General features: G+C 72.1%; 20 protein-coding genes. 16 read left to right on the top strand and 4 right to left on the bottom strand.

The annotated features are described in order from the left end of the window. Positions 1-21 precede the first annotated feature (21 nt). A complete protein-coding gene (locus tag IE172_RS21200) occupies positions 22-465 on the top strand; it encodes an ATP-binding protein (protein ID WP_190098851.1) in 444 nt (147 codons plus the stop codon). A 24-nt stretch (positions 466-489) separates the two neighbouring features. Here the strand turns inward: IE172_RS21200 and IE172_RS21195 are convergent, their stop codons facing one another. Further along, positions 490-1,422, bottom strand: a complete 933-nt coding sequence (locus IE172_RS21195; protein ID WP_190098850.1) for a phosphotransferase family protein — start codon at positions 1,420-1,422, stop codon at positions 490-492. Between the two features lie 117 nt (positions 1,423-1,539). On the opposite strand from IE172_RS21195, the gene msrA reads away from it, so the two are divergent. Further along, positions 1,540-2,052 carry a peptide-methionine (S)-S-oxide reductase MsrA gene (gene msrA / locus IE172_RS21190; protein ID WP_190098849.1) on the top strand — a complete coding sequence of 171 codons (513 nt, stop codon included), beginning with the start codon at positions 1,540-1,542 and terminating at the stop codon, positions 2,050-2,052. 61 nt (positions 2,053-2,113) lie between these two features. On the opposite strand, the gene IE172_RS21185 is transcribed toward msrA, so the two are convergent. Beyond that, positions 2,114-2,587, bottom strand: a complete 474-nt coding sequence (locus IE172_RS21185) for a carboxymuconolactone decarboxylase family protein (RefSeq protein ID WP_190098848.1) — start codon at positions 2,585-2,587, stop codon at positions 2,114-2,116. Between the two features lie 177 nt (positions 2,588-2,764). Between IE172_RS21185 and IE172_RS21180 the strand changes: the two genes are divergently transcribed. The 10 genes from IE172_RS21180 to IE172_RS21135 all read left to right on the top strand — a co-directional run bounded on the left by IE172_RS21180 (position 2,765) and on the right by IE172_RS21135 (position 15,581). Beyond that, positions 2,765-2,989, top strand: coding sequence for a hypothetical protein (locus IE172_RS21180; protein ID WP_190098847.1), 225 nt, complete (start codon positions 2,765-2,767; stop codon positions 2,987-2,989). 293 nt (positions 2,990-3,282) lie between these two features. After that, positions 3,283-5,559, top strand: coding sequence for a catalase (locus IE172_RS21175; RefSeq protein WP_190098846.1), 2,277 nt, complete (start codon positions 3,283-3,285; stop codon positions 5,557-5,559). Positions 5,560-5,789: 230 nt separating this feature from the next. Next, positions 5,790-6,971 (top strand): spore photoproduct lyase family protein, encoded by a 1,182-nt coding sequence (locus IE172_RS21170; protein WP_190098845.1) that lies wholly within the window; start codon positions 5,790-5,792, stop codon positions 6,969-6,971. A gap of 78 nt (positions 6,972-7,049) precedes the next feature. Next, positions 7,050-7,904: an ABC transporter ATP-binding protein gene (locus IE172_RS21165; RefSeq protein WP_190098844.1), complete on the top strand. Its 855-nt coding sequence runs from the start codon at positions 7,050-7,052 to the stop codon at positions 7,902-7,904. Then, positions 7,901-8,875: an ABC transporter substrate-binding protein gene (locus IE172_RS21160; protein ID WP_190098843.1), complete on the top strand. Its 975-nt coding sequence runs from the start codon at positions 7,901-7,903 to the stop codon at positions 8,873-8,875. Before IE172_RS21165 ends, IE172_RS21160 begins: the two co-directional genes overlap by 4 nt. Positions 8,876-8,879: 4 nt before the next feature. Beyond that, complete coding sequence (locus tag IE172_RS21155) at positions 8,880-10,946, top strand: iron ABC transporter permease (protein ID WP_190098842.1); 2,067 nt, start codon at positions 8,880-8,882, stop codon at positions 10,944-10,946. A 399-nt stretch (positions 10,947-11,345) separates the two neighbouring features. Then, positions 11,346-13,004 carry a DEAD/DEAH box helicase gene (locus IE172_RS21150; RefSeq protein WP_190098841.1) on the top strand — a complete coding sequence of 553 codons (1,659 nt, stop codon included), beginning with the start codon at positions 11,346-11,348 and terminating at the stop codon, positions 13,002-13,004. 146 nt (positions 13,005-13,150) lie between these two features. After that, complete coding sequence (locus IE172_RS21145; protein WP_190098840.1) at positions 13,151-13,504, top strand: SCO5918 family protein; 354 nt, start codon at positions 13,151-13,153, stop codon at positions 13,502-13,504. A 143-nt stretch (positions 13,505-13,647) separates the two neighbouring features. Next, positions 13,648-14,415 (top strand): sulfite exporter TauE/SafE family protein, encoded by a 768-nt coding sequence (locus IE172_RS21140; protein ID WP_190098839.1) that lies wholly within the window; start codon positions 13,648-13,650, stop codon positions 14,413-14,415. A gap of 119 nt (positions 14,416-14,534) precedes the next feature. Beyond that, a complete protein-coding gene (locus IE172_RS21135; RefSeq protein WP_190098838.1) occupies positions 14,535-15,581 on the top strand; it encodes a glycoside hydrolase family 5 protein in 1,047 nt (348 codons plus the stop codon). A 92-nt stretch (positions 15,582-15,673) separates the two neighbouring features. On the opposite strand, the gene IE172_RS21130 is transcribed toward IE172_RS21135, so the two are convergent. Continuing rightward, entirely contained in the window at positions 15,674-16,471 is a 798-nt protein-coding gene (locus tag IE172_RS21130; RefSeq protein ID WP_190098837.1) for an SDR family NAD(P)-dependent oxidoreductase, read from the bottom strand. 170 nt (positions 16,472-16,641) lie between these two features. Here IE172_RS21130 and ppk2 point away from each other — a divergent pair, with 170 nt between their 5' ends. Beyond that, positions 16,642-17,649 (top strand): polyphosphate kinase 2, encoded by a 1,008-nt coding sequence (ppk2, locus tag IE172_RS21125; RefSeq protein ID WP_190098836.1) that lies wholly within the window; start codon positions 16,642-16,644, stop codon positions 17,647-17,649. Between the two features lie 6 nt (positions 17,650-17,655). Here the strand turns inward: ppk2 and yicI are convergent, their stop codons facing one another. Then, a complete protein-coding gene (gene yicI / locus IE172_RS21120) occupies positions 17,656-19,926 on the bottom strand; it encodes an alpha-xylosidase (protein WP_190098835.1) in 2,271 nt (756 codons plus the stop codon). 294 nt (positions 19,927-20,220) lie between these two features. Between yicI and IE172_RS21115 the strand changes: the two genes are divergently transcribed. From IE172_RS21115 to IE172_RS21105, 3 genes are read left to right on the top strand one after another with little or no spacing between them, the layout of a single operon-like run. Continuing rightward, entirely contained in the window at positions 20,221-21,480 is a 1,260-nt protein-coding gene (locus tag IE172_RS21115) for an ABC transporter substrate-binding protein (RefSeq protein WP_190098834.1), read from the top strand. A gap of 11 nt (positions 21,481-21,491) precedes the next feature. Continuing rightward, on the top strand, positions 21,492-22,445 hold the full coding sequence (locus tag IE172_RS21110) for a carbohydrate ABC transporter permease (protein ID WP_190098833.1): 954 nt from the start codon (positions 21,492-21,494) through the stop codon (positions 22,443-22,445). 5 nt (positions 22,446-22,450) lie between these two features. Beyond that, positions 22,451-23,278, top strand: coding sequence for a carbohydrate ABC transporter permease (locus IE172_RS21105; protein ID WP_190098832.1), 828 nt, complete (start codon positions 22,451-22,453; stop codon positions 23,276-23,278). Positions 23,279-23,309 lie beyond the last annotated feature (31 nt).

Below are 23,309 nucleotides of genomic sequence, written 5' to 3'. Positions count from 1 at the left end.
CGGTGAGTAAAGGCGGACCGGATGGAACCAGTTCCTGTCGACGAGGGGGACACGGTGCCTCGCGCACCCGGGAGGCAGGCCTCCTACGCTCTGGAAGGGGACGGAGCCTGGATCGCCCAGGCCCGCCACCTCGCGGCCGCGTTCCTCACCCGGGCAAGGACGGAGGACGGCCTGTCGGTGTCGACCCGGGCGGTCGAGATCACCCAGCTCGTCGTGAGCGAGCTGGTCACCAATGCCCGCAAGTACGCGCCGGGCCCGGTCGGACTGGACCTGCGGCTCGCCGGCGACGCCGTCGAGGTGATCGTCCACGACGGCAACCCCGAGGCGCCCGTGGCGCGCAACGCCGATCCCGACCGGGTGGGGCAGCACGGCCTGGAGATCGTGATGGCCGTCGCCCAGGCCCTTGACGTGCGCCAGGGAGCGTCCGGGAAGAGCATCACCGCCCGCATCTCCCTCCTCGCCTGAGACCTGCCCGAGGGCCCCGCGTCTTCAGCCGTACCGCTCCAGCAGGGCCGCCAGGTAGTCCTCCAGCCTCCGCGTCAGGGCGCCGGGCGTCAGATCGGTGCGGCCCAGCTCCCGCCAGGGGACGGCCACCTTCTCCGCGTCGGGGGCGAAGGCCAGCGCGTCGAGCAGCCGCCAGTACAGGTGCGCGCCGGGCTCCTCCTCCAGCGTGCCGCCCGCGGCGGCGTACAGGTCCGCGAAACGCATCCCCGCGGGGACTCCGTGCAGCAGCGCCAGGGCCGTCGCACAGTGGGCGACGTCCAGGTCGGCCGGTCCCCACGAGGTTTCCACCCAGTCGACGACCCCGCTGATCCGCAGGTCCGCGCCGTCCCCGGAGAACAGCACGTTGCCGGGGTGGAAGTCACGGTGCAGGAAACACCCCCGGTACGCCGGTGGCTCCCGGCGGATGACGTCGACGGCGCGCCGCCACAGCTCCGGCCGTCCGGTGTCCTCCGGCGGACTCACCCGCTCGGGAGACGTCCACGCCTGATAGACGCGGGGCCGGCTCCGCCCGGTCACCGGCACGCGATGGATGCGCAGCAACTGCCGGGCGAGCGGCCCGGCACGTTCGGGAGCCTCCTCGTCGTCCACCCGTACCGTCCCGGGCAGCAGCGACATCAGCAGCGAGGGCCGGTCGCAGTGCCGCGCCGTCGCGTCCACCGCGACGAGCGCGGCGGCGGGCACGTCCGTGTCCCCGAGCAGGGCCAGCACCTCGGCCTCGCGGTTCAGCAGCCCCTCGGCGTGCCGTACGAAGAACGGGTCGACGAACGACCGCAGCACCAGGGACCGCCGCCCCGCGGGCCCGCGGAGATCCAGCCTGCGCATCCGCGACGTCCAGCCCCCGCGCAGCGGCACCACCGCCTCCACGCGTTCGCCCGCCGACAGTTCCCTCTCCACCCACGCCCGCGTGTCGACCAGCATGGCGGCAGAGTAGCCAGCCCGCCGCGGGGCGGTCCGCAGGGGGCCGGAACAATGGGGTTCCCGACGGGGTTTCCACGGGGGAACGTCGCAGGACACCTGGGAGAAGGGCGAGACGACATGACGAGGACCGAGGAGAGGGCACTGCTCGCGGGCGGCTGCTTCTGGGGCATGCAGGAGCTGATCCGCACCTTCCCGGGCGTGCTGTCCACCCGCGTCGGATACAGCGGCGGTGACGTGCCCGACGCGACCTACCGCAACCACGGCACCCATGCCGAGTCGATCGAGATCACCTTCGACCCGGCGGTGACCGACTACCGCAGGATCCTGGAGTTCTTCTTCCAGATCCACGACCCGAGCACCAGGAACCGGCAGGGCAACGACATCGGCACGAGCTACCGCTCGGCCATCTTCTACTTCGACGACGAGCAGAAGCGCGTGGCCGAGGACACGATCGCCGACGTCGACGCCTCCGGGCTGTGGCCGGGCAAGGTGGTGACCGAGGTGGCGCCGGCCGGGCCCTTCTGGGAGGCCGAGCCGGAGCACCAGGACTACCTGCAGCGCTACCCGGAGGGCTACACCTGCCATTTCGTACGCCCGAACTGGCGCCTGCCGCGGCGCGCGGAGTCCTGAGCCGGCGGCGCGGACAACAGGGGGCGCACTCGCCCGGCGAGTGCGCCCCCTCGTCATGGGCTCAGCCGAACTGGCCGGGCCGGTAGCCGCCCGCGGGCTGCCGGTTGATGACGTTGACGCGGTTGTAGGCGTTGATGACGGCGATCAGGGAGATCAGGGCGGCGAGCTGGTCCTCGTCGTAGTGCTCGGCCGCGTCCGCCCAGGCCTCGTCCGTGACACCGCCGGCGGCGTCGGCGATGCGGGTGCCCTGCTCGGTCAGCTTCAGGGCCGCGCGTTCGGCGTCGGTGAAGACGGTGGCCTCGCGCCAGGCGGCGACCAGGTGGAGGCGGAGCGGGGTCTCCCCGGCCGCGGCGGCGTCCTTGGTGTGCATGTCGGTGCAGAAGCCGCAGCCGTTGATCTGGCTGGCGCGGATCTTCACCAGTTCCTGGGTGGCGTGCGGCAGACCGGAGTCCGTCACCACCCTGCCCGCCGAGTTGATGTGCCGCAGCACCTTGGCGGCGAGGGGGTTGCCGAAGAAGTCGAGACGCGCGTCCATGGGGGCCTCCTTGGTCGGTTTCGCTGGTCGCACCTCACTGACGGACCGGGTCCCGGCGGTGTGACGGCAACGCGGGTGTGACCTACGTCTCTTGAGCGCACGTCACCGTGCGGTCCGTCGCCCGCGGGGCACCGTACGGCCGATAGCCTGGCCGGGTGGACGGGGAGCGGAGCGTCGGTGAGTGAGCGTCGGGAACGCGACTGGACGGACATGACGCCCGGGGACTTCGACAGCGACGCCCCCCTGTGCCTCAACGTCGGCACGGGGCCCGTCGTGGTGCCGGCCGAGCCCGACGAGTACGGCACCGAGCCGCTGTTCGGTGAACAGGCCCCGCCGCGGCAGCCCGCCCCGCCCCGCCCGCGGCGCCGCACCACCCCGGCCGACCAGGGGCACCTGTTCTGACCCTGCGGCGCACACCGCGGCGAATCCGCATGCCTTGACTTCCCGCCGAGGGGTACGCGGGCTGGGCGGTCGATCCGGTGGGAGTGCGAAAGCGGTGTGCGGCGCGGGTGGTGCGACGCGGGGGTTCACTCCATCGCGCCACGCCCGCTGCGGGGCGGACCCCACCGTGAGACGTTGACGGAACCCGATGCCCTATTCGAGTGCTTTGCGCCATTGGATCGCCCGCAATCGGCAACCGAACACACGGCCACCGATCTTCCGTGGCCGGTCCTGAGCGGAGGAGTGTCACCTTCATGAGCGAGGCCAACCCCGTCAAGCGGGCAGCGAAGAAGATCACCGAGACCCTGCAGGGCGACGCCTCGGCCCCGGCCGACGGGATTCCCGGCCGGCCGAATTCCGAGCCGCCCACCGTGGCCGAGCCGACGGAGCCCCGCGACCCGCTGCCGCCGAAGCCCGACCAGAGCGGCCCGGACACCGTCTCGCCCACCGGCTCGCCGACCGGGGCCGACCAGGCCAGGATGGCGCAGTCCGGCAGCTATCTGACGAACGCGCAGGGCACACGGCTGCCCGACACCGACCACTCGCTCAAGGCGGGCCCGCGCGGTCCCGTGCTGCTCCAGGACCACCACCTGCGCGAGAAGATCATGCACTTCGACCACGAGCGCATCCCGGAGCGCGTGGTCCACGCCCGCGGCGCCGGCGCGCACGGGGTCTTCCAGTCCTACGGCACGGCGTCCTCGGTGACCAAGGCGGGCTTCCTCGCGCCGGATGTCGAGACTCCGGTGTTCGTGCGGTTCTCCACGGTGGTCGGCTCGCGCGGCTCCGCCGACACGGTGCGCGACACCCGGGGCTTCGCGACGAAGTTCTACACCAGCGAGGGCGTTTTCGACCTCGTCGGCAACAACATCCCGGTTTTCTTCATCCAGGACGCCATCAAGTTCCCCGACGTGGTGCACGCCGCGAAGCCGCACCCCGACCGGGAGATCCCGCAGGCGCAGAGCGCGCACGACACCTTCTGGGACTTCGTCTCGCTGCACACCGAGGCCACCCACCACACGCTCTTCTTCATGGGCGACCGCGGCATCCCGCGCTCCTACCGGATGATGGAGGGCTTCGGCGTCCACACCTTCCGCCTGGTGAACGCCGAGGGCGGCACGACCCTGGTGAAGTTCCACTGGAAGCCCAAGCTGGGCGTGCACTCCCTGGTGTGGGACGAGGCCCAGCTCATCAACGGCAACGACCCCGACTTCCACCGCCGGGACCTCGCCGACGCCATCGAGGCGGGCGCGTACCCGCAGTGGGAACTGGGCATCCAGACCTTCCCCGACACCCCCGACCAGACCTTCGAGGGCATCGACCTGCTGGACCCGACGAACATCGTGCCCGAAGAGCTCGCGCCGGTGCAGCCCATCGGGCTGATGACCCTCGACCGCAACCCGTCCAACTTCTTCGCCGAGACCGAGCAGGTGGCCTTCCACGTCGGGCACCTCGTGCCCGGTATCGACGTCACCGACGACCCGCTGCTCGCCGGACGGCTGTTCTCGTATCTCGACACCCAGATCACCCGCCTCGGCGGCCCCAACTTCCCCCAGCTGCCCATCAACCGGCCCCACGCGCCGGTCAACGACATGCTGCGCGACGGCATGCACCAGACCGCCGTGCACCGCGGGGTGGCCCCCTACCGGCCCAACTCCCTCGACGGCGGCTGCCCGTTCACCGCGGGCGCGGACATGGGCGCCTTCGTCGAGACGCCGGTGACCGTCCCGGAGGGGCGGAAGGTGCGGGAGGCGCCGGAGTCGTTCGCCGACCACTTCAGCCAGCCCCGCCGGTTCTGGCTGAGCATGAGCCCGGTGGAGCGCGAACACATCATCGGGGCCTACACCTTCGAGCTGGGCAAGTGCTACGAGGAAGCCATCCGGGTACGGACCCTGCAGGTCCTGGCCAACATCGATCCCGAGCTGTGCGCCGGCGTCGCCGAGGGCCTCGGGCTGCCCGCGCCGGAGCCCACCGTGCCGCTCGCCGACGTGGAGCCGAGCCCGGCGCTCTCGCAGCTCGGGCGGACCTGGCCGGTGGACGGCCGCGTCATCGGCATCCTCACCGCCCCGGACGGCGACCTCGACGGGGTGCACGCGGTACGCGACGCGGTGCTCGAGGCCGGTATGGTTCCGCTGGTCGTCGCGCCGAACGGCGGCACGCTCGGAACGGGCGGGAGCACGCTGACGGCCCAGCGCAGCTACGTCACGGCACGCTCCATCGAGTTCGACGCCGTCCTGGTGGCGGGCCCGCCGGCCGTCGGCGGCGACGCGCCCGGCGCGCGCGACGGCAAGGGCGCGCCCGCCGCGCCCCGGCCGTCGACCGACCCGCGGGTCGACCAGCTGCTGGCGGAGGCCTTCCGGCACGGCAAGGCGATCGGCGCGTGGGCGGGCGGCGAGACGGCCCTCACCGCGGCCGGCGTCCCCGCCGGCGCTCCCGGCGTCGTCGTCGCCGACTCCGGTACGACCGTCCTCGCGCAGGTCCGCGAGCTGCTGGGCGCGCACCGCGTCTGGGAGCGCTTCACCGCCCGGGCCTGACCCTCCCGGTCCCTGCGCGACCACCACATGACCGGACGGCCGCCGGTGACCTCCGGCGGCCGTCCGGCCCTGACCGTCCTGGCGGAGGCGCGGACCGGCGGTGACCCGCGGGGCCGTCGGCGTCGCCGGGCGGCCCGGCGCCGTACAGTGGAGCGGAAGACCGGGTTCCGCCGGGCCCGGCCGGCGGCCGCCTCCCGCACCGCCGCCCCGTCCGAGCAGCCGGTCAGGACATGAGCCACCACTCTTCCCGCTCCCACGGCCCCCAGGAGCCGCTCTTCGGACTCGACGAGCTGCTGCTGGAGCCCGTGACCGGGCCGGAGCCCGCCACTTCCGCCTTCCGGGACTCCGCGCAGGCGCGCCGGCTCCTCGCGATCCGGGAGATCCACGCCGAACCGGCCGCCGCGGTCTCGCCCCGCGGCCGGGAGATCCTGGCCCGGTTCCCCGGGGCCCGGCTGATCGAGGTGGACTCCCACTGGCGCATCCCCGAACTGCACGGCAACGAGGGAAGCGCGGACCGCTGGATGCGGATCAAACGCCACACGCTCGTGCTGGGCGTGAAGAAGACCCTCACCACGCGGCCCAACGGCCGGTCCGCCGACTGGATCGCCCCCGGCCCCTCCAACGGCTGCGCCCTGTCCTGCGTGTACTGCTACGTCCCCCGCCGCAAGGGCTTCGCCAACCCGATCACCCTCTTCACCAACATCGACGCGATCATCGCCCACCTCGGACGCCATGTCGCCGCGCAGGGCCCCAAACCGGAGCCCAACCAGTGCGACCCCGAGGCATGGGTGTACGACATCGGGGAGAACGGCGACTGCTCGGTCGACGCCCTCGTCTGCGACAACACCGCCGACCTGGTGCGCGCCTTCCGCGCCTGGCCCACCGCCAAGGCGTCCTTCGCGACGAAGTTCGTCAACCCCGACCTGCTGGACCTCGACCCGCGCGGCCGCACCCGCGTCCGCTTCTCGGTGATGCCGGCCGGGGACTCCCGCCTGCTGGACCTGCGCACCAGCCCGGTCGACCGGCGGATCGCCGCCGCCGCGGACTTCCTCGACGCGGGCTACGAGGTGCACTTCAACCTCTCGCCGGTCGTCGTCCGCCCCGGCTGGCAGGAGGCGTGGGCGGAACTGCTGCGGCACATGGACGACGTACTGCCCCGGCGCGTCAAACGGCAGGCGCTGGCCGAGGTCATCATGCTCACCCACAGCGCGGACCTGCACGAGGTCAACCTCCGCTGGCACCCGCGCGGTGAGGACCTGCTGTGGCGGCCCGCCGAGCAGGAGACCAAGCGTTCGCAGAACGGCGCCCTCAACCTCCGCTACCGCGCGGGCGTCAAACGGCACGCCCTCGCGGAGCTGCGCGAACTCCTCGCCCGCCACACGCCGTGGCTCGGCGTGCGCTACGCCTTCTGACGTCCGGCCAGGACCTTCCCGGCCTTGTCGCAGGTCACCCCCTGATCACGTCAGCTAAGGGTAGGCTAACCTTGCCCTGTGATTCCTGGTGAAGAGGCGGCCCTGGGCCCGCGTGGTCACGAACTGACGGCCACCGATGTGACCGTGGCGTACGACGGCACGGACGTCCTGCACGGCGCGGCGCTGACCCTGCGGCCCGGCGAGGTGACAGCCCTGGTGGGCCCGAACGGCAGCGGCAAGTCGACCCTGCTGCGCACGGTCGCCCGGCTGCAGCGGCCCCGCACTGCCGCGCTCACGCTCGACACCGCCACCGACGCACTCGCCCTCAGCCCGCGGGAGTTCTCCCGCCGCGTCGCCCTGCTGCTGCAGGCGCGCCCCACCCCCAGCGGGCTGACCGTGCGCGACGTCGTCGAGTTCGGCCGTTACCCGCACCGCGGCCGGTGGGGCGGCGCGGACCCCGGCGGACGCGCGGCCGTGGACCGGGCACTCGCCCTCACCGGCGTCTCGGAACTCGCCGGGCGCGGAGCCGAACACCTCTCGGGAGGACAGCTCCAGCGCGTGTGGCTGGCCGGCTGCCTCGCCCAGGAGACCGGCGTCCTCCTCCTCGACGAACCCACCACCTACCTCGACCTGCGCTACCAGGTCGAACTCCTCGACCTCATGCGCGACCTCGCCGAGGACCACGGCATCACGGTCGGTGTCGTCCTGCACGACCTCGACCAGGCGGCGTCCGTCGCCGACCGGATCGTGCTGCTCGCGTCCGGCCGCGTCGTCGCCGAGGGACGGCCCGAGGAGGTCCTCACCCCGGAGCGCCTGACCGAGGTCTACGGCATCCGGATCGACGTCGACACCGACCCCCTGACCGGCCGCCTGCGCACCCGCGCCGTCGGCCGCCACCACACCCGAAGCGAAAGGCTCCGTACCACCTCATGAGACGCCTCCTGCGCACCGCGCCCCTGGCCGCCGCCGCCCTCCTGCTCGCCGCCTGCGGAACCACCGAACCCGCCGCCGACGACACCAAGGAGTCCACCGAGGCGATCACCCTCACCGACGCCTCCGGCAAGAAGGTCGAACTCGACGGCCCCGCCGAGAAGGTCGTCGGCACCGAGTGGAACGTCGTCGAGCACCTGATCTCGCTCGGTGTCGACCCGGTCGGCGTGGCCGACGTCAAGGGTTACCAGGCATGGGACTCCGCCGTTCCGCTCAAGAACGAGCCCAAGGACATCGGCACCCGCGGCGAACCCAGCATGGACACCATCGCCGCCCTCGAGCCCGACCTCATCGTCGCCACCAGCGACCTCCAGCCGGCCGCCGTCGAGCAGTTGCGCAAGGTCGCCCCGGTCGTCACCGTGAAGTCCGCCGACGCCGCCGACCCGGTCGGGCGGATGCTGAAGAACCTCGACCTCATCGCCGAGGCGACCGGCACCACCGAGCGCGCCACGGCCCTGAAGAAGGACTTCGACGCCAAGCTCGCCGAGGGCAGGAAGGCCCTCGCCGACGCCGGCCTGAACGGCGCGGAGATCGCCTTCGCCGACGGCTACGTCACCTCCAACCAGGTCTCCGTCCGCCCCTACACGGCCGGTTCGCTCATCGGCGGGGTCAACGAGCGGCTCGGACTGAAGAACGCCTGGAAGCTCAAGGGCGACGAGGCCTACGGCCTGGCCGCCACCGACGTGGAGGGCCTGACCGGCCTGGGCAAGGTGCAGTTCGCCTACATCGGCAACGAGGGCGACGCCAACAGCGACCCCTTCGGCAAGGAACTCGCCGGCAACTCCGTGTGGAAGTCGCTGCCGTTCGTGAAGTCCGGCGACGTGCACCGGCTGTCCGACGGCATCTGGATGTTCGGCGGCACCGGATCGATGGAGGCGTACGCCGACGCCCTCGTCGCCTCGCTGACGAAGTAGCGCGATGGCCGTCACCGCCACCACTCCCACCGCCGGTCCGGCGACGGTCCCGTCCCGGACCGGCGCGGCCGCGGTGACGACCGCGCTCGTGCTCCTGGTCGCCGCGCTCGCCGTCGTCGACGTCACCCAGGGCACGGCCGCGGTCGGCCCGGCCGAGGTCCTCAAGGCCCTCACCGGACGGGCCGACCCGGCCGACGCGTCCGTGGTCATCGCCTCGCGCCTGCCCAGGATGACCGCCGGGCTCCTCGTCGGCGCGGCCCTCGGCATGGCCGGCGTCGCCCTGCAGGCCGTCAGCCGCAACGTCCTGGCCTCACCGGACACCCTCGCCGTCAACGCCGGCGCCTACCTCGCCCTCGGCATCGCCGCCATCACCGGCGTGTCGCTGCCGCTGCTCGCCTCCTCGGGCATCGCCTTCGCCGGCGGGCTCGCGGCGGCGGCCGTCGTCCTCGGACTGTCCGGCCTCGGCGCGGGCACCGTACGCCTCGTCCTCGCCGGCACCGCGCTCGCCCTCGGACTGACCGCCGTCACCCAGGGGCTGCTGCTGCTGTTCCCGGAGGAGACCGAGGGCCTCTACCAGTGGAACCAGGGCAGCATCGGCCAGAACGGCTTCGACGGCGTGCTCAGGATGCTGCCCGTCGCCGTCGTGGGACTCGCCGGACTGATGGTCGTCGCCCGCCGGGTCGACGCCCTCGCTCTCGGCGACGACACCGCCCGCGGACTCGGCGTCCCGGTGCGCGCCACCCGGATCTCGGCTGTCGTGCTCGCGACGCTGCTGTCCGCGGCGGCCGTCACCCTCGCCGGGCCCATCGGCTTCGTCGGCCTGTGCGCCCCGGCCCTCGTCCGCCCGCTCGCCCGCTGGTTCCGGGGCGTGACGAGACTGCGGACCGGGGTGCCGGTCGCGGGCCTGGTCGGCGCCGCGCTGGTCCTCGGGGCCGACGTGCTGCTGCGCGCGTTCATCGACTCCGACACCGCGGTGGCCGTCCCGACCGGGGTGGTCACCAGCCTCGTCGGCGCGGTGTTCCTGGTGGTGATGGCGGCCCGGCTCCGCGACACCGCCCAAGCCGCCGAGCCGGACCGGCTGCGCATCCGCGGCCGGGCCGTGTTCGTCACCACCCTCACCGTGCTCTCGCTCGCCCTGGTCGGCGTCACCGTCGCCGCCGTCCTCGTCGGCGACAGCAAGCTGCTGCTCGGCGACGTGGCCAACTGGCTGCAGGGCAGGGCGGGCCGCACCGTCTCCTTCGTCCTGGAGACCCGCACCCCCCGGGTGTTCGCCGCGCTCCTCGCCGGCGCCGCGCTCGCCCTGGCCGGCACCCTGGTGCAGGCCGTCACCCGCAACCCGCTGGCGGAGCCCGCCGTCCTGGGCGTCTCCGGCGGCGGCGCGCTCGGCGCCGTGATCCTCGTGACCAGCGTCCCCGTCGCCGGGGCGTGGGGCATCGCGGGGGCGGCCTTCGCGGGGTCCGCGGTCACCGCGGTCGTGGTGTTCGGCCTCGCCGCGCGCGGCGGCTTCCAGCAGAACCGGCTGGTCCTCGTCGGTGTCGGTGTCGCGGCCGGTACGACGGCCCTGATCAGCCTGCTGATCGTGCTCACCGACCCGTTCAACGCCACCAAGGCCCTCACCTGGCTCTCCGGTTCCACCTACGGCCGGACCCTGCCCGACGTCCTGCCGCTGGCCGCCGTGCTCGCCGTCGCCGTCGTGACGGCCGGCGTACGGCACAGGGAGCTCGACCTCGTCTCCCTCGACGAGGACACCCCCCGCCTCCTCGGACTCGACCTGACCCGGGGCAGGCTGGGCTTCCTCGTGCTGAGCGTGCTGCTCACCGCCGCCGCCGTGGCCGCGGCCGGCACGATCGGCTTCGTCGGCCTGGTCGCCCCGCACGCGGCGCGCGCCCTCGTCGGACGACGGCACACCCGGGTCCTCCCGGTCGCGCTGCTCCTCGGCGCGGTGCTGGTGTGCACGGCGGACCTGCTGGGCCGGACCGTCATCGCACCCGCCCAACTGGGCGCCGGCCTCATGACGGCCGTGATCGGAACCCCGTACTTCCTGTACGTACTGGTACGCGGCCGCCGCTAGCCGACCGGCCCGGCCCGGCAGCGGGTCTCGCGGCGGGGCGGCCACCGCCCCGCCGCGAGACCGCTGTCCCGGCCGGCCGGGACAGGGCCTCCTGTACGGCTCGGAACGCCCCGTGCTACTGTCGATCTCGGTTGTAGTCGTGGTGATCGTCGCAGTCGCGGTGATCGAAAAGCCGCAGGCCGGAAAGACCGCTCCTGCGCCCTGCCGACGTCTACGTCGCGGCTGGGGTCGTCACCAGAAGGTGCGGGCTCCGGTTCGCTGCTTTTCAGGGGTCTCGTCTCATGAACCGGGCGGAACAGCCGACGCGACCACTTCGATCCGGCTCGTTCTTGCAATTCCCTGCGTTGTTCCACCGCGGCGGACATTCCTTGATACGTGCCACATCAGGGAAGGTCCCACTTGACACAGGCTCGTGCGAACAATCGAACGACCCGCGCCCGCTCCGGCGGACAGGGATTCACCAAGGGAGGCCGCCGCACGGGAGCCGCGGCCGACCGCGTCGGCGCACAGCGGCGCCCCAAGGGCTCCGGCGGCCGGCGTACCCCGGCGACGGGCGAGTTCGCCCTCCCGGTGACCACCACCCCCGCGCTCCCCGCGGTGGACGCCTTCGCCGAACTGCCCCTGCCGGGCGAGATCCTGGCCACCCTCGGCCAGGAGGGCGTGACCGTACCGTTCCCCATCCAGGCGGCCACGCTGCCGAACTCCCTGGCCGGCCGTGACGTGCTCGGCCGCGGCCGCACCGGTTCGGGCAAGACCCTCGCCTTCGGCCTGGCGCTGCTGGCCCGCACGGCGGGCCTTCGCGCCGAGCCCCGCAAGCCGCTCGCCCTCGTCCTCGTCCCCACCCGCGAACTGGCCGGGCAGGTCACCGACGCGCTGACCCCGTACGCCCGCTCGGTACGCCTCCGGCTGGCCACCGTGGTCGGCGGGCTGTCGATCGGCAAGCAGGCGTCCGCGCTGAGGGCCGGGGCCGAGATCGTCGTGGCGACGCCCGGGCGGCTCAAGGACTTGATCGAGCGCGGCGACTGCTTCCTCGACGAGGTCGGCATCACCGTCCTCGACGAGGCCGACCAGATGGCCGACATGGGCTTCCTGCCGCAGGTCACCAGGCTGCTCGACCAGGTGCGCGCCGACGGCCAGCGGATGCTCTTCTCGGCCACCCTCGACCGCAACGTCGACCAGCTGGTACGGCGCTACCTGACCGACCCGGTGGTCCACTCCGTCGACCCGTCCGCGGGCGCGGTCACCACGATGGAACACCACGTCCTCCACGTCGACGACACCGACAAGCGCCGGACGACGACCGAGATCGCGGCGCGCGACGGCCGAGTGATCATGTTCCTGGACACCAAGCACGCGGTGGACCGGCTCACCAAGCACCTGCTGAACAACGGTGTGCGCGCCGCCGGACTGCACGGCGGGAAGTCCCAGCCCCAGCGCACCCGCACCCTGACCCAGTTCAAGGACGGACAGGTGACGGTGCTGGTGGCGACGAACGTCGCGGCGCGGGGCATCCACGTCGACAACCTCGACCTGGTCGTCAACGTCGACCCGCCCAGCGACCCCAAGGACTACCTGCACCGCGGCGGACGCACCGCCCGCGCCGGCGAGTCCGGCAGCGTCATCACCCTGGTGACCCGCGACCAGCGGCGCGAATTCAGCCGGCTGATGACACAGGCCGGCATCACACCGAGCATCACCGAGGTGCGGTCGGGCGACGCGGAGCTGAGCCGCATCACCGGCGCCCAGGCGCCCTCCGGCGTTCCCGTCGTCATCGCGGCGCCGGTCGTGGAGCGCCCCCGCCGTGCCGCGAACTCCTCGTCCCGCGGCCGCCGGGGCGGGCGCAACGCCCAGGGCCGTTCGCGGCAGGACCGCGACACGCAGGGCCGCACCGCCGAAGGCGGCACCACCGAGGCGCGTCCGGCGGCCGGCCGCAGGACACAGGGTGGCCGTCCGGCACCGGACCGCCAGGAACAGGGCCGCAACGCCCCCGCGCGGCGCACCGGTGAGGCACCGCGCCGCAGGCCGCGGACGAAGCCGTCCGGGGAGCGCGCGGCCTAGCACGCCACCGCGACCCACGACGACAAGGCGACATGACGACACGGCCCCGGTCGTCATGTCGCCCCCGTTCCTTCCCGACTCCAGCCCGCGGCCGGCCGCACACCCTCCCTCGGCCGGCCCGCTCCCTTCTCCCCATGTGAGGCACCATGCGCTGTGTCATCGCCCGTTACCCGTTCGACCTGACCAAGGCCGGCGTCCTGGAATCGATGAAGGGCGTCACCCCCGAACCGGTCACGGGGGAGTCGGTGACCGTCGGCCGCCGCCGCTACCCCGTCAAGCAGGTGGGACAGGTCATCACCCGGCAGGACCGCCGCGACTTCACCAGCGGTGAGGTCGTCCGGGCCATGACCCGTCTCGGCTTCACCTGCCATCCCCACCCCGAGGCCGAGCCGCCCGCGCCCGCCCTCTCCCCGCTCGAGGCCGCTTCGGAACTCCTCGGCGGCCCGCTCGGCCAGGCCGGCCCTGCCACGCCGGTCGGCCCGGCCGGCCCGGGGGTCTGAGGCACGGCACCGGCGCCCGCCGACGCCCACCCTTCGGCGGCCGCCGAAGGGTCCACGGGCTAGCGTCCTCCCATGAACGCTTCCCCGCGCCCCCGCCGCCCGCACACATCACCGGACGGTGACCGCGCGACGGGGGGCACGGCATGACGCCGGTGGAGATGCTCGGGGTGTTCGCGGCGGGCGTCGGCGCCGGCGCCATGAACGCGGTCGTCGGCTCGGGAACCCTGGTGACCTTCCCCGTCCTGCTCGCCACCGGACTGTCACCCCTCACCGCCACCGTCTCCAACGCCCTCGGCCTGGTTCCCGGTGCCGTCAGCGGAGCCGTCGGCTACCGGCGGGAGCTCGCCGGCCAGGCCCGCCGCGTGCGCAGGCTCGGCATCGGTTCGGCCCTGGGCGGCATCGCGGGGGCGACCCTCCTGCTGGCCCTGCCCGCCGAGGCGTTCGAGACCATCGTCCCGACCCTCGTCGGGCTCGCCCTCGTCCTCGTGGCGCTCCAGCCCTTCATCGGCAAGAAGGTGCGCGAACGGCGCCGGCCGGGGGAACGGCCCGCCCGGCCCGACGGCGGATGGCCGCTCTTCACCGGCCTCACCCTGGCCAGCGTCTACGGCGGCTACTTCGCCGCCGCGCAGGGCATCATCTACATGTCCCTCATGGGCCTGCTCCTCGACGAGCCCCTGCAACGCCTCAACGCCGTCAAGAACGTACTCGTCGCGATCGTCAACACCGTCGCCGCGACCTTCTTCCTCTTCGTCGCCGACTTCGACTGGACGGCCGTCGCGCTCATCGCCGTCGGCTCCGCCCTGGGCGGCCAGCTCGGCGCGGCGACCGGCCGCCGGTTCAGCCCCGCGGTGCTGCGCTCCGTCATCGTCGTCGTCGGCACCGTCGCCCTCGTCCAGCTGCTGCTCCGCTGACCCGGTGGCGCCCGGTCCCGGGAAGGCGGGCTTGTCGTGCACCTTGCAATCCAAGGCGGGCTCTGGTTCCTTCGGAGTTAGGAAACTTTCCTAATCGTTCAGTCCGGACGGAGCCCCCCATGACACCGGCACGTCTCCCGTTACGCCCCGCCGCGGCCGCCGCGGCGCTCGCCAGTGCCCTCCTCCTCACCCTGACCACCGCCCCCACCGCCCGCGCACAGGCCGGCACCCCCGTGGACGTCAACGGCCGCCTCGAGGTCTGCGGCACGAAACTCTGCAACCAGCACGGCAACCCGGTCCAGCTGCGCGGCATGAGCACCCACGGCACCCAGTGGTACGCGCAGTGCCTGACCGGCGGATCGCTCGACGCCCTGGCCGGGGACTGGGGGGCCGACGTGCTGCGCGTCTCCACCTACGTCCAGGAGGGCGGCTACGAGACGGACCCCGCGCGCTTCACCGACCTGGCCGACTCCCTGATCCGGCAGGCGAGCGAGCGCGGCATGTACGTGATCGTCGACTGGCACATGCTCGATCCCGGCGACCCCATGGCGAACCTCGACCACGCGCGGAAGTTCTTCACCGACATCGCGCACCGCAACAAGGGCCGCGCCAACATCCTCTACGAGATCGCCAACGAGCCCAGTGGCGTGAGCTGGTCGCGGATCAAGAGCTACGCGGAGCGGATCATCCCCGTCATCCGCGCCGTCGACGCGGACGCCCCGGTCCTCGTCGGCACCCGCGCCTGGTCCTCGTTCGGCGTCTCCGAGGGCGCCGGCGAGTCGGAGGTCGTGAACAACCCGGTCGACGCCTCCAACATCATGTACACCTTCCACTTCTACGCCGACTCGCACCGCGAGGCGTACCTGGCCGCCCTCTCCCGTGCCGCCGACCGGATCCCGGTGTTCGTCACCGAGTTCGGCACCCAGAACTACGCCGGCGAGGGCGCGAACGACTTCACCATGTCCCAGCGCTACCTCGACCTGATGGCCGAGAAGAAGATCAGCTGGGTCAACTGGAACTTCTCCGACGACCACCGCTCCGGTGCCGTCTTCCGCACCGGCACGTGCGACCGCGACGGCCCCTGGACCGGCACGTCGTCGCTGAAGCCCGCCGGCGTCTGGATCCGTGACCGGATCAGGACCCCCGACGCCTTCCCCGCCGGCTAGGACCCGCCCGCCCCCGTCCTCCGCCCGCCCGGTGCCCCGCCGGGCGGGCGAGGTGGGCGGCACGGGCGGCACACGGGCGTCACCTTCCCCGCTCAGGGCAGGATCGAGTCCACGTAGCCGCCGTCCACGCGCAGCGCCCCGCCCGTCGTGGCGGAAGCCTGGTCGGAACTGAGGTAGACGACCATGTTCGCGATCTCCTCGGGCTCGATCAGCCGCCGCAGCAGCGACTGTGGCCGGTGCTCGCGCATGAAGGCGCGCTGCGCCTCGTCCCACGGAAGATCCCGGCCCACCAGTTCGTGGACGAAGTCCTCCACCCCGCCGGTGTGCGTGGGCCCGGCGACGACCGAGTTCACCGTGACACCCGTCCCCGCCGCCTGCTTGGCGAACCCCCGGCTCACCGCGAGCAGCGCCGTCTTGGACATGCCGTAGTGGATCATCTCGGCCGGGGTGACGATCGCCGAGTCGCTGGCGAGGTACTGGACGCGCCCCCAGCCGCGCTCCGTCATGCCCGGCAGGAAGAGCCGGGTCAGCCGCACCGCGGCCAGGACGTTCACCTCGAAGTAGCGCCGCCACTCGTCGTCGGTGATCTCCAGCGGGTCGGCGGACCCGAAGACACCGAGGTTGTTGACGAGGATGTCCACCCGCCGTCCCAGGGCCTCGGCCACCTGCTCGGCGCCCGCCTCGGTGGTGACGTCCGCGGCGACCGGCACCACGTCGGCGCCCGGCACCTCGTGCTCGATCGCGGCGGCGCTCCTGCGCACGCGTCCGGTGGAGCGCCCGTTGACCGCGACCCGGGCGCCCGACCGGGCGAGCCCGGTCGCGATCGCCGCCCCGATGCCCTGGGTGGAACCGGTGACCAGAGCGGTACGGCCCTTCAGATCGATGTGCACGTCGTGCGTCCCCTCTGCCCTGATTGCGAAGGAAGGCTGCTCGCCCGTCGGCTCTCTACGCAACGTACCCGCCCGGGCAGGCTGCCGCCCCCGGGCCAAGTCCGCGGATTACCGCACCCGGTCGGCGGACATACGCTTGCCGTAGCGAACCGGAAGAGGCGGGAGACGACGTGACGGCCGACCACGCGGACACGCCGGAGGACCGTGCGGATGCCGGGGACTCCGCCCCCGGCACCAGCGGTGACGATCTGCTCCAGGGGCTGGAGGTGGACACCCGGCGCCCGGAGCGCCCCGTGCTGCTCGACGCCGACGGCACCCCGATCGAGACCTGGCGGGAGAACCACCCCTACGACCGCAGGGTCCGCCGGGCGGAGTACGACCGGACCAAGCGCATCCTGCAGATCGAACTGCTGAAGATGCAGCGCTGGGTGAAGGACACCGGCCAGCGGATCGTGGTGGTCTGCGAGGGACGGGACGCGGCCGGCAAGGGCGGCACCATCCAGCGGTTCATGGAGCGCCTCAACCCCCGGGGCGCCCGCGTGGTCGCCCTGGAGAAGCCGACCGAGAGGGAGGCCGGGCAGTGGTACTTCCAGCGCTACGTGGCCCACCTTCCGGCCCGGGGCGAGATCGTCTTCTTCGACCGCTCCTGGTACAACCGCGCCGGGGTCGAGCGCGTCATGGGGTTCTGCACGGACGAGGAGTACCACCAGTTCCTCCAGCAGACCCCGATGTTCGAACAGCTGCTCACCGACGACGGCATCATGCTGGTGAAGTTCTGGTTCTCCGTGTCCCGGGCCGAGCAGCGGACCCGGTTCGCGATCCGTCAGGTCGACCCGCTGCGGCGCTGGAAACTCTCCCCGATGGACCTCGCCTCCCTGGACCTGTGGGACGACTACACCAAGGCCAAGGTGGAGATGTTCCGCGCCACGGACACCCCCCACGCTCCCTGGACCGTGGTGAAGAACAACGACAAGCGCCGTGGCCGGCTCGAGGCGATGCGCAGTCTCCTCGACCGCTGCGACTACCCCTCCAAGGACCACGGGGCGCTGGGCAAGCCGGACCCGCTGATCGTCGGCGCGGCGGACACCCTGCTGGAGGCCGGTGAGGAACCCGCGGTCCTCTCACCGACCCCCCTCGCCGGCCCCGGTCACGGCCCGGGCAGCCACCCGGGGGCCTGACCCCGGTCAGGTCAGGGGCACCGTCACCTCGCCCGCGCCCCGCGCCTCGGCCCCGCCGGCGATCCGCACCGTGAACGGCCGGTCGGTCCCCGATGCCGTGACCCGCAGAGCGTCGCCGTTCCAGCGGACCCGGAAGGTCGCGGCGGGCAGCCCCGCCGTGTCCGGCACGACGACCTCGCTCGCTCCGCCGGGCACGGCCGGCGGATGGGCGAGCAGCACCGGCTCGTCCAGCCAGTCCCCGTCCGGCCGGGAGTCGTCGCCGGCCAGGGGCAGGACGGCGCCCTCGCGGACGTACAGGGGGAGGCTGTCGGGGCCGTGCCGTTCGGTGCGCCAGCACGGGCCGGTGACCCGGTCGCCGCTGAGCAGATGGGTCCAGGTGCCCTCCGGCAGGTACACCTCCACCTCGCCGTCCTCGCTGAACACCGGCGCGACCAGGAGGTCGGGGCCCAGCATGTACTGCCGGTCGAGCGGTCGGCACGCCGGGTCGTGCGGGAACTCCAGCACCATCGGCCGCATCATCGGCACGCCCGTGCGGTGGGTCTCGGCCGCCGCGCCGTACAGGTACGGCATCAGGCGGTGCTTGAGCCGGGTGAACCGGCGGGCCACCTCGACGGCCTCGTCACCGAACTCCCACGGCACCCGGTACGAGGTGGAGCCGTGCAGCCGGCTGTGCGAGGACAGCAGACCGAACGCGAGCCAGCGCGTGAACACCTCGGGGCTCGGCGTGCCTTCGAAGCCCCCGATGTCGTGGCTCCAGAAACCGAAACCGCTCAGGGAGAGGGACAGGCCGCCCCGCAGTGATTCGGCCATCGCCTCGAAGGACGACCAGCAGTCGCCGCCCCAGTGCACCGGGTACTGCTGTCCGCCCGCGGTCGCCGAGCGCGCGAAGAGCACGGCCTCGCCCTGCCCGCGCTCCTTCTCCAGGAGCTCGAAGACGGTCCGGTTGTACAGGTGCGTGTAGTAGTTGTGCATCCGCTCCGGGTCGGAGCCGTCGTGCCAGACGACGTCCGTCGGGATGCGCTCGCCGAAGTCGGTCTTGAAGCAGTCCACGCCCTGGTCGAGCAGCGGCTTGAGCTTCGACTGGAACCAGGCGCGGGCGTCCGGGCTGGTGAAGTCCACCAGGCCCATGCCGGCCTGCCACAGGTCCCACTGCCACACGTCGCCGTCCGCCCGGCGCACCAGGTGCCCGAGGGCGGCGGCCTCGTCGAACAGCGGGGACTTCTGCGCGATGTACGGGTTGATCCAGGCGCTGATGCGCAGGCCCCTGTCCTTGAGCCGGGCCAGCATGCCGTCCGGGTCGGGGAAGACGTCCGGGTCCCACTGGAAGTCGCACCACTGGTACTCGCGCATCCAGAAGCAGTCGAAGTGGAACACGGACAGCGGGATGCCGCGCTCGGCCATGCCGTCGACGAACGACGTCACCGTCCGCTCGTCGTACGAGGTGGTGAACGAGGTGCTGAGCCACAGGCCGAAGGACCAGGCGGGGGGCAGGGCCGGGCGTCCGGTGAGGGCGGTGTAGCGGCCGAGGACCTCCTTGGGCGTCGGTCCCGCGACGACGTAGTACTCCAGTGACTGGTCCTCGACGCTGAACTGGACCTCGCCGACCGACTCGGAACCGATCTCGAAGGAGACCGCGCCCGGATGGTTGACGAAGACGCCGTAGCCGCGTGAGGAGAGGTAGAACGGGATGTTCTTGTAGGCCTGTTCGCTGCTCGTGCCGCCGTCGGCCTGCCACACGTCCACGGTCTGGCCGTTCTTGACGAACGGCGTGAACCGCTCGCCCAGGCCGTAGACCTGCTCGCCGACGCCGAGCGACAGCCTGTTCAGCACATGGTGCGTCCCCTCGCCGGTCGTGGCGAACGCCGTGCTCCTGGCGCCGGAGCGGGTCACCTCCCGTCCGTCCGCGTCGAGGAACGTCAGCCCGAAGGGGCCGGCGCCGTCGAGCCGCACGGTCAGGGGGCCACTGGTCAGCTCGGTGACCGTGCCGGCCCGGCGCACCGCCCCCGCGCCGCCCGACTCACCGGCGAGCGCGAAGTCGGGACCCGGCCGGTACTTGCCCGCGTGATGGGTGACCCGGACGCCGATGACGCCCTCGGCGGGGGAGAAGCACTCGACCGTGATCAGCGGTGCGTTGAGGGTGTCGCCCCTGCGTGTCACCTTCTTCACGGAGGCGTATCCGGTGAAGCGCTTCGATTCGGAGCGCACGTCACGCACTTCGGTGGCATAGGAGATCTGGACGCCGTCGCGGATGCGCCAGAAGCCGTCGGTGAATTTCATGGTCTTCCTCGGAGAGTGAGGGCGGCGGAGGGGCGAGTGTCAGCCTCTGACCAGCAACTATGACAGGCACTGTGGAGCCTGTCACGCCTTGGTGCGAGCAGATCCCGTGGCCGGGGGGCTAGCGCGACCGGCTTCCGCTGGCGTATTAGTAATCAGGCCAAACAAATTACACCCGGTGCAGCGCACGGCAACACCTCGGCGAGAGCCGCTTCTCGTCGAAGCGCTTCACCAGACTCCCTGAAAGAGCCACCGGCCCGGCACACGCCGGGCCGGTCCCACACAAGGGCCCCCACCGTGACAGCACATCCCCCGGTTGCCGCACCCCACCTGCGCGAACGCCCGCGCAGGGCCGTCACCTCGCTGGCCGCCGTCTCCGTCCTCGTCGTCGGAGCGGCACTGACCGGCTGCGCGCAGCAGCGCGACGGCGACGTCTACACCGTGATGAACTCCTCGACCGACGAGACCTACCACCGCTGGGACGCCGAGGCGATGGCCCGCTGCGGCGAACGGCTGGGGGTCACCGTCGAGCAGCAGAGCGTCCCCGCGTCCCAGGTGATGACGAAGGCACTGCGCATGGCCTCGTCCAAGTCCCTGCCGGACATCGTGCAGTTCGACGCCTCCGAGATGCCGACCTTCGCCGAGGCCGGCGGACTGGTCGACCTGCGCACCCTGGGACTGGAGACCGACGGCGTGCCCGAGGGCATCGTCGACTTCGGCTCCTACGAGGGCACCTACTACGGCGCGGCCCGCTCCGTGAACACCCTCGCGCTCTTCTACAACAAGGACATCCTGGACGCGGCGGGGGTCGAGGTGCCGACCACCTGGGACGAGCTGCGGCGGACGGCGAAGAAGCTGACCCAGGGCAAGCGGTACGGACTGGCCCTCAGCGCGGGAGGCGCGGAGGACGGCGTCTTCCAGTTCACCCCGTTCATGTGGTCCAACGGCGGTGACGAGAGGGACCTCGACAGCCCGGAGGTCGTCGAGGCACTCGACTACTGGAAGGCGCTGCTCCAGGACGGGTCCCTCTCCAAGTCCACGGTCAACTGGACGCAGGCCGACGTGAACGACCAGTTCATGGCGGGCAACGCGGCAATGATGATCAACGGTCCGTGGCAGGTGGAGACCCTGAACTCCAAGGAGTCGCTGCACTGGGAGATCGCCAGGATCCCCGTCCCCGAGCCGGGCGCCCACTCGGTGGGACCCCTCGGCGGCGCCGTGCTCACCGTGCCGGACACCGGCGACCCCGAACGCCAGAAGACGGCCGGCCGGATCGTCGCCTGCATGGCGGGCGAGGAGGAACAGCTCACCTACGCGCTGAACAGCTGGATGGTCCCGGCCCACGGCAAGGCCGCCGCCGAGTGGCGCGAGCAGGTGCCCGAACTGGACGCGCTGGCCGACCAGGTCGCCGCCGCCCGCTCCCGCACCGCGAAGCTCGGCGCCGGCTGGTCGGGCGTCTCGCTCGCCCTGCAGAGCGCCTTCCAGTCCGCCCTGACCGGCCAGTCCAGCGAGGCCGCCCTGAAGCGTGCCCAGCAGCGCGCCACGAGCGGGAACTGAGGTACGCGCCCATGACCACCTCCACCGTCACCGCTCCGGCGTCCGCCAAGACGCCCCGCAAGGCCGCGGCGCCCGACCCGGACCGCGCGCGCCGGCGCCGCAGGCTCGCCCAGTGGGGCTTCGTCGCGCCCGCCGTCGCCTTCATGCTGCTGTTCTTCGGCTACCCGCTCGTCCGCAACGTCGTGATGAGCTTCCAGCACTACACCCCGAAGACGTTCTTCACCGGCGAGGCCCCGTTCAACGGCACCGACAACTGGGCGTCCGTCTTCCAGGACGTCCTGTTCGGCAAGGCGCTGTGGCACACCCTGGTGTTCACCGCCGGCTCCCTGCTCGGCCAGTTCTGCGCCGGCCTCGCCCTCGCCGTCTTCTTCAACCGCAGGTTCCCCCTCGGCGGTGTCCTGCGGTCGCTGATCCTGCTGCCCTGGCTCGTGCCCATGGTGGTGTCCGGCATCGTCTGGCGACGCATCCTCGACCAGGACACCGGCGTACTGAACACCTTCCTCGACACCTTCGGCCTCGGCGGGAACACCCCATGGCTGACCAGCCCCGACATGGCCCTGCTCTCGGTGATCCTGGTCAACATCTGGATCGGCATCCCGTTCAACATGGTCATCCTCTACGGCGGCCTCCAGGAGATCCCCAAGGAGCTGTACGAGGCCGCGTCCCTGGACGGCGCCTCCGCCTGGCGCACCTTCCGCTCCGTCACCCTGCCGATGCTCAAGCCGGTGATCACGGTCGTCCTCGTGCTGGGCTTCATGTCGACGGTCAAGATCCTCGACCTGATCCTCGCCCTCACCGACGGCGGCCCCGCCGACGCCACCCAGACCCTGGGCACGCTCACCTACCAGAACTCCTTCGTGGAACTCGACTTCGGCGCCGGAGCGGTCGTCGGCAACGTACTCATCCTGATCTCCGCGGTGTTCGCGGTGTTCTACCTGCGGGCCAACCGCACCGAGGGGAAGTGACCGACATGGCCGCTCACGCACCCACCGCGTCCCGCCGCCGCTGGGGCTCCACCGTCGCGGGGCTGCTGGTCCTCGCCGTGATGCTCTTCCCGCTGTACTGGATGCTCAACACCGCGCTCCAGCCGGATTCCGATCTGCTCCAGGTCGATCCGGTGCCCACCGGCCTCGACCTCTCCGGGTTCTCCAAGGCCCTCGGCGACCAGGGCGGCCACCTGCTGACCTCGCTGGTCGTCTCGTTCGGCGCGGTCGCCATCTGCCTGGCCGTCTCCGCCCCGGCGGCGTACGGACTGGCCCGCTTCGGCCTGCGCGGCTCGCGCACCATCGTCTTCGGCACCCTCATCACGCAGATGGTGCCGGGCATCGTCATCGCCAACGCCCTCTACAACTCCTACGTCGACCTGGGCCTGGTGAACTCCTACCTCGGCCTGATGCTCGCGGACGCCTCGCTCGGCATCCCGTTCTCCATCGTGCTGATGCGCTCCTTCATGGTGTCCATCCCGGGCGAGGTCGTCGAGGCGGCCGAGATCGACGGCGCCGGGCCGGTACGGGTCTTCCTGCGCGTGGTGCTCCCGATGAGCCGCAACGCGCTGATCACCTCCGGCCTGTTCGCGTTCCTGTTCGCCTGGAGCGACTTCATGTTCGCGCTCACCCTGAACACCACCGACGACGTCAAGCCGGTCACGCTGGGCATCTACCAGTACATCGGCGCGCACGTCGGCGACTGGGGGGCGGTGATGGCCGCGTCCGTGCTCTCCGCCGTACCGGCCGCCGTCCTCCTCGTCCTCGCCCAGAAGTACATCGCCGCCGGCATCACCGGCGGCTCCGTCAAGTGATCACCGCACAACCCGGGATGGACCTGAACCG

The organism is Streptomyces griseoflavus (genome assembly GCF_014649995.1).
Lineage (GTDB): Bacteria > Actinomycetota > Actinomycetes > Streptomycetales > Streptomycetaceae > Streptomyces > Streptomyces griseoflavus.
Note: the sequence above shows the minus strand (reverse complement) of the source record. Positions and strands in the feature narration are given on the sequence as shown.